Origin of the sequence: Aeromonas sp. 5HA1, from assembly GCF_029237245.1 — a bacterium.
In the GTDB taxonomy this organism is placed as follows: domain Bacteria; phylum Pseudomonadota; class Gammaproteobacteria; order Enterobacterales; family Aeromonadaceae; genus Aeromonas; species Aeromonas salmonicida.
The window spans coordinates 192396-210000 of the sequence record NZ_JAACFW010000004.1 but is presented as its reverse complement, the minus strand read 5'-3'; the positions used below and the strand labels follow the sequence as shown (position 1 = coordinate 210000).

At 60.1% G+C, this 17605-nt stretch carries 14 protein-coding genes; 2 read left to right on the top strand and 12 right to left on the bottom strand.

Annotated features, from left to right (window positions below; all coding sequences use genetic code 11):
• Positions 1-16: 16 nt before the first annotated feature.
• On the bottom strand, positions 17-478 hold the full coding sequence (gene asnC / locus GWQ27_RS05760) for a transcriptional regulator AsnC (protein ID WP_005318482.1): 462 nt from the start codon (positions 476-478) through the stop codon (positions 17-19).
• 153 nt (positions 479-631) lie between these two features.
• On the opposite strand from asnC, the gene asnA reads away from it, so the two are divergent.
• Complete coding sequence (asnA, locus tag GWQ27_RS05755) at positions 632-1624, top strand: aspartate--ammonia ligase (protein ID WP_219591445.1); 993 nt, start codon at positions 632-634, stop codon at positions 1622-1624.
• A 219-nt stretch (positions 1625-1843) separates the two neighbouring features.
• On the opposite strand, the gene GWQ27_RS05750 is transcribed toward asnA, so the two are convergent.
• The 4 genes from GWQ27_RS05750 to rluD form a co-directional block, all read right to left on the bottom strand.
• Entirely contained in the window at positions 1844-2668 is an 825-nt protein-coding gene (locus GWQ27_RS05750) for an MBL fold metallo-hydrolase (RefSeq protein ID WP_275906892.1), read from the bottom strand.
• A gap of 60 nt (positions 2669-2728) precedes the next feature.
• Positions 2729-5302 (bottom strand): ATP-dependent chaperone ClpB, encoded by a 2574-nt coding sequence (gene clpB, locus GWQ27_RS05745; protein WP_219598000.1) that lies wholly within the window; start codon positions 5300-5302, stop codon positions 2729-2731.
• 171 nt (positions 5303-5473) lie between these two features.
• Complete coding sequence (pgeF, locus tag GWQ27_RS05740) at positions 5474-6223, bottom strand: peptidoglycan editing factor PgeF (RefSeq protein ID WP_131730426.1); 750 nt, start codon at positions 6221-6223, stop codon at positions 5474-5476.
• 135 nt (positions 6224-6358) lie between these two features.
• Positions 6359-7339 carry a 23S rRNA pseudouridine(1911/1915/1917) synthase RluD gene (rluD, locus tag GWQ27_RS05735; RefSeq protein WP_005318472.1) on the bottom strand — a complete coding sequence of 327 codons (981 nt, stop codon included), beginning with the start codon at positions 7337-7339 and terminating at the stop codon, positions 6359-6361.
• 117 nt (positions 7340-7456) lie between these two features.
• Here rluD and GWQ27_RS05730 point away from each other — a divergent pair, with 117 nt between their 5' ends.
• Positions 7457-8212 carry an outer membrane protein assembly factor BamD gene (locus tag GWQ27_RS05730; RefSeq protein WP_042467795.1) on the top strand — a complete coding sequence of 252 codons (756 nt, stop codon included), beginning with the start codon at positions 7457-7459 and terminating at the stop codon, positions 8210-8212.
• Between the two features lie 125 nt (positions 8213-8337).
• Here GWQ27_RS05730 and GWQ27_RS05725 read toward each other — a convergent pair whose 3' ends face one another.
• The 7 genes from GWQ27_RS05725 to GWQ27_RS05695 form a co-directional block, all read right to left on the bottom strand.
• Complete coding sequence (locus GWQ27_RS05725) at positions 8338-9666, bottom strand: CoA-disulfide reductase (protein ID WP_275906891.1); 1329 nt, start codon at positions 9664-9666, stop codon at positions 8338-8340.
• An 87-nt stretch (positions 9667-9753) separates the two neighbouring features.
• On the bottom strand, positions 9754-11154 hold the full coding sequence (locus tag GWQ27_RS05720) for an L-cystine transporter (protein ID WP_042467774.1): 1401 nt from the start codon (positions 11152-11154) through the stop codon (positions 9754-9756).
• Positions 11155-11393: 239 nt separating this feature from the next.
• Positions 11394-12701: an L-serine ammonia-lyase, iron-sulfur-dependent, subunit alpha gene (locus GWQ27_RS05715; RefSeq protein ID WP_275906890.1), complete on the bottom strand. Its 1308-nt coding sequence runs from the start codon at positions 12699-12701 to the stop codon at positions 11394-11396.
• 28 nt (positions 12702-12729) lie between these two features.
• Positions 12730-13395 (bottom strand): PAS domain-containing protein, encoded by a 666-nt coding sequence (locus tag GWQ27_RS05710; RefSeq protein ID WP_275906889.1) that lies wholly within the window; start codon positions 13393-13395, stop codon positions 12730-12732.
• Between the two features lie 182 nt (positions 13396-13577).
• A complete protein-coding gene (locus GWQ27_RS05705) occupies positions 13578-14330 on the bottom strand; it encodes a transporter substrate-binding domain-containing protein (RefSeq protein ID WP_087756971.1) in 753 nt (250 codons plus the stop codon).
• Between the two features lie 96 nt (positions 14331-14426).
• Complete coding sequence (pntB, locus tag GWQ27_RS05700; RefSeq protein WP_059111821.1) at positions 14427-15911, bottom strand: Re/Si-specific NAD(P)(+) transhydrogenase subunit beta; 1485 nt, start codon at positions 15909-15911, stop codon at positions 14427-14429.
• A gap of 11 nt (positions 15912-15922) precedes the next feature.
• On the bottom strand, positions 15923-17446 hold the full coding sequence (locus GWQ27_RS05695) for a Re/Si-specific NAD(P)(+) transhydrogenase subunit alpha (RefSeq protein WP_021139838.1): 1524 nt from the start codon (positions 17444-17446) through the stop codon (positions 15923-15925).
• Between the last annotated feature and the right edge of the window lie 159 nt (positions 17447-17605).

Sequence of the window (17605 nt, the reverse complement as noted above, 5' to 3'; positions counted from 1 at the left end):
ACGGTCAGGTGGCTCGTCAAGGTTTCACGTCTCTCAATATCGGGTTCTGCAGCGAAATGAGCGTTTCGGTGGACTGTATCTCGTCTATGGTCTGGATCTTGTGGATCAGCACAGTCTGCAACTCGTCGATGGAGCGGGTCATCACCTTCATGAAGATACTGTAGTGACCCGTGGTGTAGTAGGCCTCCACCACCTCGTCCAGCGCCTGCAACTTGGCCAGTGCCGAGGGGTAATCCTTGGCGCTTTTAAGATTGATCCCGATGAAGCAACAAACGTCATAACCCAGCTTCTTGGGGTTCACCTGCACCCGCGTGCCCTCGATGATCCCCGCCTGCTTCATCTTCTCCACCCGCACATGGATGGTACCCGGGCTGACCGCCAGCTGTTTGGCCAACTCGGCATAAGGGATCCGCGCATTCTCCATCAGGGCGGTGAGGATGGCCTGATCGAGATTATCGATCCGATAATTTTCCGGCACTTTTTTGCACTCCCGTTGACGATACCTCATTAATTTGCGGTCTATTTTGAACAAAAAAATGTGTAAAGCCTATTTCTATTATCGAATATTGAATTTAGCGTTCATTCTGTTGAAGAATCGTCACATCCAACGGGTTCTAGACAGGTATTCAGCATGAAACAGCACTACATTCGCAGCCAACAGCAGATCAGCTTCGTCAAAGAGATGTTCTCCCGCCAACTCGCCCAGCAACTGGGCCTGATGGAGGTGCAAGCCCCCATTCTGAGCCGGGTCGGAGATGGTACTCAGGACAACCTGTCAGGCAGCGAGAATGCGGTGCAGGTCAAGGTGAAGACACTGCCGGAGCACAGCTACGAAGTGGTTCACTCCCTTGCCAAGTGGAAGCGCCAGACCCTGGGTCGCTTCGGCTTCGGCCCGGGTGAAGGCATCTACACCCACATGAAGGCACTGCGCCCGGACGAAGACAAGCTCACCCCCATCCACTCCGTCTACGTGGATCAGTGGGACTGGGAGAAGGTGATGCCGAGCGAGCGCCGCGATCTCGCCTATCTGCAAGAAACCGTGCGCGGCATCTGGGCCGCCATCAAGGCCACCGAGCGTGCCGTCTGCGCCGAACACGAACTGACTCCCTTCCTGCCGGGCGAGATCCACTTCCTCCACAGCGAAGCGCTGCTGGCCCGCTACCCGGCTCTCGATGCCAAGGGGCGCGAACGCGCCATCGCCAAGGAGCTGGGTGCAGTCTTCCTCATCGGCATCGGCGGCGCCCTCTCCCACGGCGAGCGTCACGATGTACGCGCCCCGGACTATGACGACTGGAGCAGCCACAGCGAACTGGGTCTGGCGGGTCTGAACGGTGACATTCTGGTGTGGAACCCTGTGCTGGAAGACAGCTTCGAGATCTCCTCCATGGGGATCCGGGTGGACGCAGAGGCCCTGCGCCGCCAGCTCGCCATCACAGGTGATGAAGGTCGCCTGCAATATGACTGGCACCAGGATCTGCTGGCAGAGCGGATGCCGCAGACCATAGGGGGCGGCATAGGCCAATCCCGTCTGGCCATGTTGCTGCTGCAAAAAGAGCACATAGGTCAGGTTCAGGTCGGCGTTTGGCCCTCAGAGATGAAGGCCGCCATCCCTGGCATGCTGTAAGCAAGATGATTCAATGGGTCTGACCCGCATGCTGCGGCGTTCAGGTCAGGCCTGACAGGTGTGTGGCCGTCCGGGATGAGAGAGCGCATCACGGGCATGCTGTAAGCAGAGGATCATTCCGACTCTCTGCGAAACCGGGGCTTGCCCCTGCGACCCGCTCAACCCACGTCAGGTCGCATGACTACATTCCTCCCGGCAATCTTAGGATTGCCGTTTTTTTTATGGCGGAAATACATATGCGAACCCCGCACCTATGTTGGTCTGCCGTGGCAGCCCCACTTTCCGCTTGCCGGTGCAATGGCAGGCAAAGAGGCTCTCCACTCCCTCCTGTTGCAGATACATGCCCAGCGCCGCCGCCCGCTGCGGGCCGGAAAACTTCAGGTGCAAACCACCGATGACGGCATGCACCCGCTCATCACCGCACACCTCCCTGGCCCGTTGCACTATGTTTTCGACCCCGGAGTGGCCGCAGCCGATGAAGATGATGAGTCCACGTGGGCTCTTGTAGGCCAGCGCCGAATCATCCGATATGGCATCCTTCTCTATTCGCCCACCTCGCAATATGTAACCAAGCAGCGAAGGGGTTGCCCGGTCGCGCCGCGAAATGCTCCCGAGGAACACCAAACGATCAGAGAGCCACACCGGCTCGGCGGAGCAGTGGGGGAGAAGCCCCTTTGCGCTCAGCGACTCCCGCTCAAGATCCCCCGAGAGGCGATAGAGGTTGCGACGCAAGAAGGGGAGCGATAGAAAATAGCCACGCTCGCAGAACACATCCGGACAGGCGATCAGAGGAATAGCTGGTGAGTAGAGGGGTAGCGAACCAATACCACCCACATGATCATAATGACCGTGGGACAGCACCACGTGGGTGAGCGAGGCGAGATCGATCCCCATCACATCAGCATTGTGTTGCAAAGCCCGTCCACGGCCGCTGTCAAACAGCACCTTGAGGCCATCGCACTCCAACAGTAACGACAGCCCCTTTTCAGGCAAGCAGCCGGGTAGATGCACATCATCATCCACCAAGATGGAAAACTTCATCATCTCAATCCCCCAGAAAACAAAACGCAGGCACAGGGCCTGCGTTTTTCATCGACAATCCTATTACTGGTTCATGGTCAGGCCGTTGCTGTCGGCCCCCAGCAGCAGTTTCTTGCCGGGAACGATGCGACCGGAGAGCAGTGCCTGGGCCAGCGGGTTTTCGACCTTGTGCTGGATCGCCCGCTTGAGGGGCCGTGCCCCGTAGACGGGGTCGAACCCGGCATGCACCAGCTTCTCGAGCAGCGCCTCGCTCACCTCCACCTCGTAACCCTGAGCCTCCAGACGACCCATCAGGCTCTTGAGCTGGATGCGGGCAATGGACTTGATGTGATCCTCGCCAAGCGGATGGAACACCACTGTCTCGTCGATCCGGTTGATGAACTCCGGTCGGAAGCTGCGGGTCAGCACCTCCATCAGCAGGGCCTTCATCTCGTCGTAATCCTTCTCGGAGTGGTGCTCCTGGATCAGATCCGACCCCAGGTTGGAGGTCATGATCACCACTGAGTTGCGGAAATCGACGGTGCGACCCTGACCATCGGTCAGGCGGCCATCATCGAGCACCTGCAGCAGTATGTTGAACACATCCGGGTGCGCCTTCTCCACTTCGTCGAGCAGGATCACCGAGTAGGGACGACGGCGTACCGCCTCGGTCAGATAACCGCCCTCCTCGTAACCCACGTAACCGGGAGGCGCCCCCACCAGACGGGCCACACTGTGTTTCTCCATGAACTCGGACATGTCGATCCGCACCATGGCATCCTGGGTATCGAACAGGAACTCGGCCAGCGCCTTGCACAGCTCTGTCTTGCCCACCCCGGTAGGCCCGAGGAACAGGAAGGAACCTATGGGCCGGTTCGGATCGGAGAGCCCGGCACGAGAGCGACGAATGGCGTTGGATACGGCCTCGACCGCTTCCTCCTGACCGATCACCCGGCTGTGCAGCTTCTCTTCCATCCGCAGCAGCTTGTCGCGCTCCCCTTCGAGCATGCGCGCCACCGGAATGCCGGTCCAGCGGGCCAGCACATCCGCTATCTCCACGTCGGTGACGCGGTTGCGCAGCAGGCTGGTCTCCTGCATCTCTGCCTGGGTGGCGAGATCCAGCTGTTTCTCCAGCTCGGGGATGCGGCCATACTGCAGCTCTGACATCCGCCCCAGGTCGCCAGCGCGACGTGCCACGTCAAGATCCTGACGGGCCTGTTCCAGCGCCGCCTTGATGTGCTGGGTACCGGCGAGGGCAGCCTTCTCGGCCTTCCACACCTCATCCAGCTCGTTGTATTCCCGATCTTTTTCGCCAATCTCCTTGCTGATGAGATCCAACCGCTTGCGGCTGGCATCGTCATCCTCTTTCATCAACGCCTGCTGCTCCAGTTTCAACTGGATGATGCGTCGCTCAAGCCGGTCGAGAGACTCCGGCTTGGAGTCAATCTGCAGACGAATGCTGGCGGCGGCCTCGTCAATGAGGTCGATGGCCTTGTCCGGCAGCTGGCGATCCGCGATATAGCGATGAGACAGCTGGGCTGCCGCCACAATGGCGGGGTCCGTGATCTGCACATGGTGGTGCAGTTCATAACGCTCTTTCAGGCCGCGCAGGATGGCAATGGTGTCCTCCACGCTCGGCTCTTCCACCAGCACCTTCTGGAAGCGGCGCTCGAGGGCTGCATCCTTCTCTATGTACTGACGGTACTCATCCAGCGTGGTGGCACCGACGCAGTGCAGGTCGCCACGGGCCAGCGCCGGTTTCAGCATATTGCCCGCGTCCATGGCGCCCTCGCCTTTACCGGCGCCGACCATGGTGTGCAGCTCGTCGATGAAGAGGATGACGTTGCCCTCCTCCTTGGCCAGATCGTTGAGTACAGCTTTCAGCCGCTCTTCAAACTCGCCGCGATACTTGGCACCGGCCACCAGGGATCCCATATCCAGCGACAATACCCGCTTGTTCTTGAGCCCTTCCGGCACTTCACCGTTGATGATGCGCTGGGCCAGCCCTTCGACAATGGCGGTCTTGCCGACGCCGGGGGCACCGATCAGCACAGGGTTGTTCTTGGTCCGGCGTTGCAGCACCTGTATGGTACGGCGGATCTCTTCGTCGCGACCGATCACGGGATCCAGCTTGCCTAGTTCGGCCCGCTCCGTGAGGTCTATGGTGTATTTCTCCAGCGCCTGGCGATTCTCCTCGGCGTTGGCATCATCGATCTTTCTGCCGCCACGCACCTTGTCGATGGCAGCTTCGAGTTTCTCTTTGGTCAGCCCCTGGGCACGCAGCAGCTCACCCAGGTTGCCCTTCTCGTCGAGGGCCGCGAGCACGAACAGCTCGGAAGAGATGAACTGATCCTTGCGCTGCTGGGCCAGCTTGTCACAGACGTTGAGCAGCCGGCCGAGGCCGCTGGAGAGCTGAACGTCGCCCTCCACGCCGCTCACCTTGGGCAGTCGATCCAGCTCAATCCCCAGGCGTGAGCGCAGGGTATTGATGTCCATCCCGGTCAGGGTGAGCAGTGGACGAATGGAGCCGCCATCCTGATTGACCAGCGCTGTCATCAGATGGACGGGTTCGATAAATTGGTGATCACGACCCAGTGCAAGAGACTGGGCATCGGAAATAGCAATCTGGAATTTGCTGGTAAGACGATCGAGGCGCATTGCACTCCCCCTTCAAGGCAGACGCCGCTTGCGCGGCAAACAACATAACTTTCTGACAAGAAAGATGAGGCCCGTACGGGTTATTTCAAGGGCAGGGGCTGGTTATTTTTTCTGCAAGGCGGGGATGGGCTGGATCCCGGCCCTTTTCCGGAGAAAAGAGCCGGGCACAGGCTATTGTGCCAACCAGACAAGTGATGCCATGCGGCCCGTCTGGCCATCGCGGCGATACGAGTAAAACCGCTCGCCATCGCCGAAGGTGCAGTACTCACCACCGTAAACGGCGCCGACCCCGGCACGGGCCAGCCGCAGCCTGGCCAGCAAGTAGATATCCGCCAGCCATTTCCCCTCGTTGGATGAAGGTACGAATGCAGCTTCTGCTTCGGCCTGCTGCGCCATAAAGGCGTCTCGCACTTCGCCCCCCACTTCGAAGGCCCCGGGGCCTATGGCGGGGCCAAGCCAGGCGAGGATATCGGCAGGATTGCACCCCATGGCCTGAATGCTGGCTTCCAGTACGCCACCCTGCTCATTGCCCAACAATCCGCGCCAACCGGCATGGGCTGCCGCCACGACAGTGCCGGCTCTGTCACAGAACAACACCGGCAGGCAATCGGCTGTCATCACTATGCAAGCCAACCCCGCCTCATGGGCACAGGCTGCATCGGCATCCGGCACGACATCATACTGGTTGCTGACCTGATGCACTGCGGTGCCATGCACCTGATTGAGCCAGTTGAGGGACCCGGGGATCTGCGCCGCCTGCTGCAGGCGGGCCCGATTGGCCTCAACCCGCGCCACTTCATCACCCACATGGGCTCCCAGATTGAGACCGGCGAAGACACCCTGGCTCACACCGCCATCCCGGGTGGTCGACAGCGCTCTGACACGAGCCGGTGCCGGCCAGTCGGGTTCGATCCATTTCATCTGAGGCTCCTCTCACATTTCTACATATAAAAACGGGGCTCCTTCGCTGTTGCCAGTCAAGGAGCCCCGTTTCAGGTATGATTCAAGGCCGGGCAACGGCAGAAACCGTCGCGGACAGCCTTGTTTATCAGCTCATCAGTTCCAGACCAAATCATCCGGATTGGCGAGGGTATCGGCCCGCATCACTTCCATCAGATCCAGCATGTCCTGCGGCGTGGGCGAGTGCCACTGCATCACTTCCCCCGTGATGGGGTGAGCCAGTTGCAGCATGGTGGCATGCAGCGCCTGACGGTTGAAGTTACGCAGCGCCAGGGTCAGCTCGGGTGTCGCATTGCGCAGCGGGCGCAGACGACCACCGTAGGCGGGATCCCCTACCAGCGGATGCTTGATGTGAGACATGTGTACGCGGATCTGGTGGGTACGACCGGTTTCCAGTCGCAGACGCAGACGGGTGTGGCCACGGAACTTCTCATGTACCCGATAGTGGGTCACGGAAGGACGGCCATTGGGCACCACGGCCATATGGGTACGCTGGGTAGGGTGACGACCTATGGGGGCATCTACCGTGCCACCTGCGGTCATGTGACCGATGGCGATGGCTTCGTACTCACGGGTGATCTGGCGCGCCTGCAGCGCTTCCACCAGATGGGTCTGGGCCGGTACCGTCTTGGCCACCACCATCAGACCTGTGGTGTCTTTGTCCAGACGGTGCACGATACCGGCGCGAGGCACCTCGGCGATGTCGGGATAACGGTGCAGCAGGGCGTTGAGAATGGTGCCATCCGGCGTGCCTGCGCCAGGGTGAACCACCAGACCGGCCGGTTTGTCGATCACCAGAATGTGTTCATCTTCGTAGACGATGTTGAGTGCTATGTCCTGGGCATCCCAGCGGGTGTCATCTTCCAGCTCGACATCTACATGCACCTGTTGCCCGGCAAGTACCTTCTCGCGCGGCGTGTTCGCAACCTGACCATCCAGGGTCACTCTGTCCTGTAAAATCCACTCCTTGATGCGGGTTCGGGAGTAGTCTGGAAACAATTCGGCCAGGGCCTGGTCGAGTCGCTGCCCGAATTGGTGATCCTGAAATTCGCCTGTCAGTTCAATATGCTGGCTCATGTATGGTCTCTTGAGCGGGGGGTATCAATTCGAAATAATCCGGGTATTCTAGCTTTTCTTTTAGCCAAGCATAACGGATACTTTGCCAATTTCGTGGAAATGGACCGGATGTTGTTGATGGGAAAGAAGTCTCACCTGCTGATGTCACTCGCCTTGGTCGCTACCTTGATCACAGGCTGTTCCAGCACAAAACCCAAGGTACCCGACGAACCGCCGGAGACCCTGTACCAGAAAGCACGCCTCAAGCTGGATGCCGGTAACTATGTGAATGCTATCGAGTTACTGGAAGCTTTGGACTCGCGCTATCCTTTCGGCGCCTACTCCAACCAGGTTCAGCTTGACCTGATTTACGCCTATTACAAACAGGACGATACCGCTCAGGCGATCGCCAATATCGACCGTTTTATCCGCCTCAATCCGGCGCATAAAAATATCGATTATGTGTTCTACATGCGCGGTCTGACCAACATGGCCGGCGATTACAACTTCTTCCAGGACTTCCTGGGCATCAATCGGGATGATAAAGACCCCTCTTATGCCCGTCAGGCCTTCCAGGACTTCAAGACACTGTTGCAGAATTATCCCAACAGCGTCTATGCCGCCGATGCCCGTGCTCGCATGATCGGCCTGAAGAACCGCCTTGCCCGCTACGACTTGAGCGTGGCCGAGTACTACGTGAAGCGTGATGCTCTGATCGCCGCCGCCAACCGTGCCAAGCTGATTGTCGAGACCTATCCCGACACGGCCGAAACCGAAAAGGCGCTGGAGATCATGGTCGAGTCCTACGACACGCTGAAGATGCCGACCCTTGCCCAGCATGCCCGTGAAGTGCTGGCCAAGAACTACCCGGATAACCGCCTCGGCCGCGGCTGAGTGAAACGGCTAGACAGGTAGCAACAAAAACCGATGCCCAGGCATCGGTTTTTTTATGTCTGCAATTTACCTGCAGAGTGCAACTGGCATGACAGCGCCGTGTACGCGCCGCCATCTTCAGTCAGCTACTTGGCCACATTGCCCGCCACGTTGAGCACGTCCCAGGTGCGGGAGAAAGGCGGCGCATAGGCAAAGTCCAGCATGCCGAGCTGCTCGGTAGTGACCCCCATTGTGATGGCGACCGCCAGCGCATCGATGCGGTGTACCGCCCCCTTGCGACCCAGGATCTGGCCACCCAGCAGGCGCTTGCTGCCCGCCTCGTAGACCAGCTTGACGTGAATATCGGACTGGCCTGGGCAGTAGTTGGTGTGACACTTGTCCTTGATGACGACGGTGCGGTAATCGATGCCCATCGCCTGGGCTTCTTGCTCAGAGAGACCAGTGCGACCCGCCTCCAGCCCCAGCACCTTGAGCGCCGCAGAGCCTAGCGTGCCCGGGAACACCTGCTCGGCCCCGGCCAGGTTCTCGCCCACCATGCGCCCCAGCTTGTTGGCTATGGTGGCGAGCGGTACATAGACCTGCTGCTGCTTGACGCTGTGCCAGACGCTGACGCAGTCGCCAGCCGACCAGACGTTGGCCAGCGAGGTGCGGCCCTGCCTGTCCACCTCGATGGCACCATTGGCCAGCCGCTTGATGCCGGTGTCGGCCAGGAACTCGGTGTTGGGCTTGACCCCTGTGCAGACCACCACTATGTCGGCCTCATACTCTCCCTTGTCGGTACGCACGCCGGTCACCCTGCCATTCCCCAGCAAAGCCTCGACTCGCTCACCCAGATGGACACAGACCCCTTGCTCGCGCAGCTCGGTTTCGATGTGCCGGGTGATTTCGCTGTCGAAGGCATCCGGGATGACCCGATCCGCCAGTTCGATGAGGCGCACTTCTTTACCCTGATGCACCAGCGCCTCAACCACTTCAAGTCCGATAAAGCCGGAGCCGATCACCAGGGCCCGGGTATTTCGCTTGTCCTGCACAGCCGCCTTCAGCGCCAGACCGTCGGCCATGCGGCGCAGGCCGAACACCCCTTGCTGCTGCAGGCCGGGAATGGGGGGCATCACTTCACGGGCACCGGTGGCGACCATCAGACGATCGTATGTGTCGGTGAAGACATCACCCTGGTGCTCCACTTGCACAGTACCGGCGCAGGCATCGAGCGACAGCACCCTATGGCCCGTCTTAACCTCGATCCCCTTGGTGGCGAACTGCTCGGGGGTGAACTCGGCCATGTATCCCGGCTCCTGAAACTCGTCGCCGACAAAATAGGGCAGGCCGCAGGCACCGAAGGAGATCACCTCGGACGCCTCATACACCACGATTTCAGCATCCTTGGCCAGACGGCGGGCCTTGGCCGCCGCACTCATACCGGCGGCTTCGCCACCTATGATCAGGATTCTCATACTTTCTCCTTTCAATGGCAGAGGGAGGGCATGCCCTCCCTCTGGTCTATCGATGGGCTGGGGCTGGCCCCTGCCCTGGCAAGCGGGTCAGATGGTGGACTCTTCGCCGTCCAGGCACACTTCGTGCTCGCTGTTGAACACCTGCATGTCCGTCTCGCCCAGCAAGCGGCTGGTGACAGTGCCCGCCGTGATGGAACCGGAGACGTTCAGGGCGGTGCGGCCCATGTCGATCAGCGGCTCGATGGAGATGAGCAGGCCCGCCAGTGCCACCGGGAAGTCCAGAGCTGAGAGCACGATCAAGGCAGCGAACGTCGCACCACCACCTATCCCGGCAACCCCGAAGGAGCTGACCGTGATGATGGCGATCAGCGTCATGATGAAGCCGGGATCCATGGGATTGACCCCCACTGTGGGAGCTATCATCACCGCCAGCATGGCCGGATAGATGCCTGCGCAGCCGTTCTGGCCGATGGTGGAGCCGAAGGAGGCGGCGAAGTTGGCGATCCCCTCTGGAATGCCGAGCGCCTTGGTCTGGGTCTGCACGTTCATCGGGATCGAGCCCGCACTGGTGCGAGAGGTAAAGGCAAACGCCAGTACCGGCATGATCTTCTTGAGAAAACGCAGCGGATTGATCCCCACCAGACCCACCAGCAGCAGATGCACGGCGAACATGATGGCAATGGCGCCGTAAGAAGCCATGACGAAGTTGAGCAGGTTGAGGATGTCGGCATAGTTGGAGCCGGAGACCACCTTGGCCATCAGCGCCAGCACGCCATAGGGGGTGAGGCGCAGTACCAGAGTCACCATCCGCATCACTATGACGTGGGCCACCTCCATGAAGCGACCGAAGCTCTCGAAGATCTCGGGTTTCTTGCGGGCTATGCCGGTGGCGGACAGACCGATGAAGATGGAGAAGATCACCACGGCTATGGTGGAGGTCTTGCGCGAACCTGTCATGTCGAGGAAGGGGTTGGCCGGAATGAATTCCAGCACCATCTTGGCAAAGGACATGCTTTCGACGCTGCCGAGGGTGGTCTGCAATGCCGCGCCCCTGGCGGTCTCGGCGGCACCGGCGGTGAGTCCTTCAGCCGTCAGACCAAACAGGTTGGACATCAGTATGCCTGCGCCGGCAGCAAGCATGGTGGTGAAGATCAGCACCCCTATGGTCATGGCGCTGATCTTGCCAAGGGCAGTGCCGCCATTGAGCTTGAGGATGGCCCCTATGATGGAGACCATGATGAGCGGCGTGATGATCATCTGCAGCAGCTTCACATAGCCACTGCCGACGATATCCAAATAGTCGATGGTCTGGCCTATGACCCCTGCACCAGCCCCGTAGAGCAGTTGCAAGGCGGCACCAAACAGTATGCCCAGCCCCAGACCCGCAAACACCCGACGGGTGAAGCTCACATGTTTTTGCTGCAAGCGATAGAGAAACAGCAGCAAGATGGCCGCAATGGCCAGATTACCTATAACGCTAAGAGTCATGACGATATTCCCCAAAATAATCGGGCCGGGCCCGAGGTGTACGGACGAGTGCCCGGTACGCACACTCCTCCCTGAAACTCGCCGCATCGTGGCGGCACGTCCCCCGGTGCAACCGGGGTGACGCAAAATTGGGAAGTGCCGGGCAGACACCTCCCTGACATCGACCGTATCGGACTCCCCGTGGCCGGAGTGGCGTCAGCAGACGGAAAAACAGAGGGTGGCCTGCGCCACCCCTTGCATCATTGGGCCTTGCCTTGTTGCTTGGCCCGCATGATGTTGATGATCTCGATATCCGTATCCAGCATCCCCAGTTTGGAGAGGCGACCCAGGTTGGCGATGGTTTCGTCCACGTCATCGGAGACGATGCCTTCGCTTTGGGGCACGTGCAGATTGTTGATGGCCATCAGCGATGATTTGACTGCCGCCGAGGTGGAGGTAGAGACCTTCATGGAGCAGGCACTGCCCGCGCCGTCGCAAATGATACCGGAAACGTCGCCGATCATGTTGTTGATGCAGTGACTAATTTGCTCGAATTGCCCCCCCAGCAGCCAGGTAATGGCGGCTCCCGAGCCCATGGCGGCGGTACTGGCGGCGCACAGCGCCGACAGCTTGTTCTGATGGGTCTTGATGTAGATGGCCACCAGATGGCTCATCACCAGCGCCCGGGTCAGTTGCTCGTCACTCGCCTTGAGGAAGCGGGCGGCGGCGACCACCGGCATGGTGGCGGCTATGCCCTGATTGCCGGAGCCGGAGTTGGACATGGCTGGCAGCATGGCACCGTCCATCCGCGCATCGGAGGCCGCCGAGGAGAGCCGCATGGCCAGCGTCATCAGATCATCGGAGAGCAGCTTGCGTTCCACCTGCTCGGTCAGGATCTTGCCGATCTGCAAGCCATAACCCTGCAGCCCTTCATCCGCCAGCGCCTGGTTCATGGTGGCCGCGGCGCGAATGAAGTCGATCTCAGCCAGCGGCACCTCCAGCGCAAACGCTACTATCTCGCGCAGCGTCATGGCGGGCTTGCCGGACTTGGCGGGCTGGATCTGCACGCCGGGGGCGCTGGCCTGCTCCATCAGCACCTCGCCGTCCAGCTCCATCAAGACGATGCGGGTGTGGTCGGTACAGATCACCACACGGGCGCTGTGGCCCTCCACCTCAGCCAAGACCTCGGCGTAGAGCACGTCAGCCACATCCTTCACGTCCACCTTGATGATGGGCAGCAGCGCCTTGGCAGCCTCCACCTGGGCCGGGGTCAGGGTATTGAGCACCTCCAGCCCCGCATCCGGGTTGCCCCCGGTGAAACCGACCGCCGCCGCCACCGGCAGCCCTATCATGCCGGTGCCGGGCACGCCGACCCCCATGCCATTCTTGAACAGGTTGCCGCTGACCCAGACGCTGACGCGAGTCGGATCCTGCCCCAGCAGCTTGCGGCAGTTGGCCGCCGCCAGCGCCACCGACATGGGCTCGGTGCAGCCCAGGGCCGGCACCACTTCACGCTTGAGCAGGGTAATAAAGTCGGTCCATTGTGCTTTCATTGCGATGTTTCTCATGTTCATGTCGCCCACGGGCGGGCTCTTATTATTCGGTCAGATCCGCTTTGTGGTTGCGGATATGCAGATAGACGGTATGACGGGAGATGCCGAGCATCTCGGCCACCAGCTGGGCGGCATCCTTGATCTCGAAGATGCCCATGTCGTAGAGCCGGTGCACAATCGCCTTGTTGCGCACGCTGCTGCCGAGGCTCGCATCCTGATCCACCTTGTGGATCACCTGGGCGACCAGATCGTCAACCGAGCTGGCAAAGGTCTCGTTGTTGAGGGGCGCTGGCGCAGCGGGCAGCGAGAAGGTATCGAGCAGGGCCCCGAGCGGCGTCTCCAGGCTGAAGTTCACGCACAGCATGCCGATGGGCTTGCCCTCCCGGTTGCTGATGGTGATGGAGGAAGACTTGAGCAGCCCCCCCTCCCGGGTGCGGGAAAAGTAGCTGCTCCACTGGCTGCCTGCTGCGCTCTGCAATTTGTTGAGGGCAAAGTCGGTGACAGGTGCCCCCTCTTCCCGGCCTGTGATATGGCCGTTGGCGATCTTGATGACGGAAGCGTGCAGGCTGTCAAAAGCGTGCAGCACCACTTCACAACCCGGGCCGAACAGGGCGGAGAGCGCCTCCACAGCAGGTTCGAAGCTGGCGATCAGGTGGCGCTCTTCATCGGTCAACGCACTGGTTTGGCGTAATGGGGTGGCCTGCATCATAGGAGTCATCCAGTCAACTTGGGGTAACGCTAAAGCAATCAGACTCAAATAAAGTTGAGCCATATCGCTTTTTGCGCAGGCATTATGCCCAAGTGGCGGCAAAGTGCCACAGATTGTGAACGAGAGCACAACAAAAGGACCCGCCTGGTGACATGACTCAACAAACGGGACGTGACCGCGCCTCAGAGCCCGTAGCGGGTCAGCAAGGCCTGATACTCGGGGGTCTGCTTGAAGGCTTTGAGGGCGAGGGAAAACTGATAGGCCAGGCGCTCATGGCCGGGTTTGTGGGTGAAGGCGAGAAAGTTGCGGTTGTTGTCGGTCACCGTCTTGATGCTATGGCCCACCAGATCCTGCAACCCCTGCCCCTTGAGCAGATGCAATCCCACCCTCTGGTTCATCACAACGGCATCGAGCCGCCCCGCCATCATCATGTGCAATTGCTTGATCATGTTGCTCTCTCCCGTCATGGGAAAGCGGGTGAACTCGGTCGCGGTGAGGAAGGCTTCGCCATAGGCATAATCCGCCTGGGTGCCGATATGCAGCCCCTTGAGGCTGGCGAGGCTCTGGAAGTCGACGGGTTTGTTCAGGGGGAAAAATATCACTTCGCCACTCTGGGAGAGCGGCTCATCCGGATAGTGCAGCCACTCCAGCCGCCGCTCTTCGAAGAAGGCATCGACGATGGCATCCCCGTTCTGGAATCTGGCCTCCTGCAGCACCCGTTTCCAGGGCAACACCTTTACTGTGGTGCGATAGCCCATTTTTGTGAGTACTTTGCGGGCCAGCTCCAGATCGGCGCCCCCCAGGCTGCCGTCGTCCAGCCGCATCACATAGGGCGGCCACAACTCGGTCAACAGAGTCAGGCTCGGCTGTTCGTTTGCCTGTACCGTCCATCCCCACCAGAGGCAGAGCAAGATCCATCCTTTACGCCACATCATGCCGTGATCTCCATCCATGCATTGGCTGAGGATATACCAAAAAGTGAGTAATAAAAAAGGAGGCCGAAGCCTCCTTTTGTCTCTCCTGGCCGACGCTTACAGCGCTTTCAGGATGGCCTCGACGCTGGCCTTGGCATCGCCAAACAGCATCTGGGTGTTCTCTTTGAAGAACAGCGGGTTCTGGACACCGGCATAGCCAGTGTTCATGGAGCGCTTGAAGCCGATGACGTTCTGCGCCTTCCAGACTTCCAGCACCGGCATGCCGGCGATCGGGCTGCCCGGATCTTCCATCGCAGCCGGGTTGACGGTGTCGTTGGCACCGATCACCAATACCACATCGGTATCGTTGAAGTCGTCGTTGATCTCGTCCATTTCCAGCACGATATCGTACGGGACCTTGGCTTCCGCCAGCAGCACGTTCATGTGGCCTGGCAGACGACCGGCAACCGGGTGGATACCGAAACGCACCTTGATGCCGCGATCACGCAGCTTCTGGGTGATTTCAGCCACCGGATACTGGGCCTGCGCCACCGCCATGCCGTAGCCCGGGGTAATGATGACGGAGCTGGCGTTCTTCAGCAGATCAGCCACTTCCTCGGCGCTGGTTTCGCGGTATTCGCCCATCTCCTGGTCGGCCGTGGAGGCCACGCCGTCGGAGCCGAAGCCACCGGCGATAACGGAGATGAAGGAGCGGTTCATCGCCTTACACATGATGTAAGAGAGGATGGCACCGGAGGAACCTACCAGGGCACCCACCACGATCAGCAGGTCATTGGAGAGCATGAAGCCCGCCGCTGCCGCCGCCCAACCCGAGTAGGAGTTGAGCATTGAGACCACGACCGGCATGTCGGCGCCACCGATGGAGGCAACCAGATGCCAGCCGAAGGCGAAGGCGATCAGGGTCATCACCAACAGGGCGAAGGTAGAACCACCGGCATTGACGAAGTAGACCATCAGCGCCAGAGAGGCCAGCACGGCCAGCAGGTTCAGCTTGTGGCGATGGGGCAACATCAGCGGCTTGGAAGAGATCAGGCCACGCAGTTTGCCAAACGCCACCACGGAACCGGTGAAGGTCACGGCACCGATGAAGACGCCCAGGAACACTTCCACCAGATGGATGTTCAGCATGGCGCCGGAGAGGTGCTCGACCTGGGCGACACTGGCCGCCTGCTCGAACGCCGCCCGGGCAGCAGCCAGAGTCGCATCCAGGTTGGAACCGACGGACACCACCACCTCGGCCGGCGCAGACGGGTGCAAGTCGATGAAGCTGTTGAAGCCCACCAGCACGGCCGCCATGCCCACGAAGCTGTGCAGCACGGCTACCAGCTCGGGCATCTCTGTCATCTCGACCTTGAGGGCCAGACGCACGCCGATGGCACCGCCGATCACCATGGCCAGGATGATCCAGTGCACGCCACTGGTTTCCGGGTTGAATACGGTAGCGAGCAGGGCGATGGCCATACCCGCGATACCGAACAAGTTGCCATGCTTGGCCGTTTCTTGCTTCGACAGTCCCGCGAGACTGAGGATGAAGAGCACGGCGGCAACGATATAGGATGCTGTTACCAGTCCTTGAGACACGTTAAACCCCCTTAATCCTTACGGAACATCTTCAGCATGCGCTGGGTGACAGTAAAGCCACCAAAGATGTTGATACTGGCAATCAGCACGGCGACAAACGAGAGCGCGGTGACGAGCGTAGAACCCTGACCAATTTGCAGCAGGGCACCGACCACGATAATGCCGGAGATGGCATTGGTGACCGACATCAGCGGCGTATGCAGGGAGTGGGAGACGTTCCACACCACGTAGTAACCGACCACGCAGGCCAGGATGAATACGGTGAAGTGAGACAGGAAGGCAGCAGGTGCCACGGCCGCCACCCAACCGAAGGCGGCGATGCCAAGGGCACCGAACACGAACTTCTTGTTGGAGGGCTGCTTCGCTTCGGCCTTCTTGATCGGGGCAGCTGCGGGCTTCTGCGGCGCGGCAGAGACGGAGATGGCGGGCGGCGGGAAGGTCACTTCACCGGCCTGGATCACCGTCATGTTGCGCTGGACCACGTCCTCGAAGTCGATGGCAACCTGGCCGTCCTTCTCCTTGCACATCAGCTTCATCAGGTTGACCAGGTTGGTACCGTAGAGCTGGGAGGATTGGGCAGGCAGACGACCCGGCAGGTCGGTGTAACCGATCACCTTGACGCCGTTGGGGGTCACGAACAACTCGGTCGGCTTGGTGTATTCACAGTTGCCGCCGGTTGCTGCAGCCAGATCCACGATCACGGAACCCGGCTTCATGCTGTCGACCATCTCCTTGGTGATAAGCTTCGGAGCCGGACGACCCGGGATCAGGGCGGTAGTGATGATGATGTCCACTTCCTTGGCCTGCTGGGCAAACAGCGCCATCTCGGCTGCGATGAACTCATCGGACATGACCTTGGCATAACCATCGCTGGAGGCACCATCTTCGCTGCCGAAGTCCAGCTTGAGGAATTCACCCCCCATGGATTCGATCTGCTCGGCCACTTCCAGACGGGTATCGAACGCGCGGACGATGGCGCCGAGGGAACCGGCAGTACCGATGGCAGCCAGACCGGCCACACCGGCACCGATCACCAATACCTTGGCGGGCGGGACTTTACCGGCGGCAGTGATCTGGCCGGTGAAGAAGCGACCAAACTGGTGCGCAGCTTCGACCACGGCGCGATAGCCGCCTATGTTGGCCATGGAGGAGAGGGCATCGAGGGACTGGGCACGGGAGATCCGCGGCACCATGTCCATCGCCATCACATTGATGTTGCGCTCGGACAGCTTCTTGACCAGCTCAGGGTTCTGGGCAGGCCAGATGAAGCTCACCAGGGTGGCACCATCTTTAATTTGTGCGATCTCGGCATCGGTCGGCGCGTTGACCTTGAAGATAAGGTCGGCTTGCCAGACGCTCGGTACCACGCTGGCACCGGCAGCCTCGAAGGCGGCATCATCGAAGCTGGCCAGCTGGCCGGCACCGGCCTCGATGGCGACCTCGAAGCCGAGCTTTTTCAGCTGCTCAACGGTGGCCGGGGTCGCTGCGACCCGGGTCTCACCGGCGAGACTCTCTCTCGGTATTCCAATCTGCATGACTATTCCCTGATGGTTAATAAACAATCGCTGCCCAGTGTCGCATTTCTGGCGAAACAAGACATGACCAAAGTGCAGGTCACGGGCCCTTTGTTATGAAAATCAGTAGGCTTTACCTCAACCTCCTGTCATGGTCAGGCCCCCGCTTCTCAGGCGCGA

What these genes read in the sequence shown, in the direction of transcription:
- clpB (WP_219598000.1), bottom strand. Translation starts at nt 5,302, where the DNA reads ATGCGCCTCGATCGTCTTACCAGCAAATTCCAGATTGCTATTTCCGAT.
- GWQ27_RS05750 (WP_275906892.1), bottom strand. Translation starts at nt 2,668, where the DNA reads ATGATGAAGTTTTCCATCTTGGTGGATGATGATGTGCATCTACCCGGC.
- GWQ27_RS05705 (WP_087756971.1), bottom strand. Translation starts at nt 14,330, where the DNA reads ATGATGTGGCGTAAAGGATGGATCTTGCTCTGCCTCTGGTGGGGATGG.
- rluD (WP_005318472.1), bottom strand. Translation starts at nt 7,339, where the DNA reads ATGAGCCAGCATATTGAACTGACAGGCGAATTTCAGGATCACCAATTC.
- GWQ27_RS05720 (WP_042467774.1), bottom strand. Translation starts at nt 11,154, where the DNA reads ATGACTCTTAGCGTTATAGGTAATCTGGCCATTGCGGCCATCTTGCTG.
- asnA (WP_219591445.1), top strand. Translation starts at nt 632, where the DNA reads ATGAAACAGCACTACATTCGCAGCCAACAGCAGATCAGCTTCGTCAAA.
- GWQ27_RS05715 (WP_275906890.1), bottom strand. Translation starts at nt 12,701, where the DNA reads ATGAGAAACATCGCAATGAAAGCACAATGGACCGACTTTATTACCCTG.
- GWQ27_RS05695 (WP_021139838.1), bottom strand. Translation starts at nt 17,446, where the DNA reads ATGCAGATTGGAATACCGAGAGAGAGTCTCGCCGGTGAGACCCGGGTC.
- GWQ27_RS05710 (WP_275906889.1), bottom strand. Translation starts at nt 13,395, where the DNA reads ATGATGCAGGCCACCCCATTACGCCAAACCAGTGCGTTGACCGATGAA.
- GWQ27_RS05725 (WP_275906891.1), bottom strand. Translation starts at nt 9,666, where the DNA reads ATGAGAATCCTGATCATAGGTGGCGAAGCCGCCGGTATGAGTGCGGCG.
- GWQ27_RS05730 (WP_042467795.1), top strand. Translation starts at nt 7,457, where the DNA reads ATGGGAAAGAAGTCTCACCTGCTGATGTCACTCGCCTTGGTCGCTACC.
- pgeF (WP_131730426.1), bottom strand. Translation starts at nt 6,223, where the DNA reads ATGAAATGGATCGAACCCGACTGGCCGGCACCGGCTCGTGTCAGAGCG.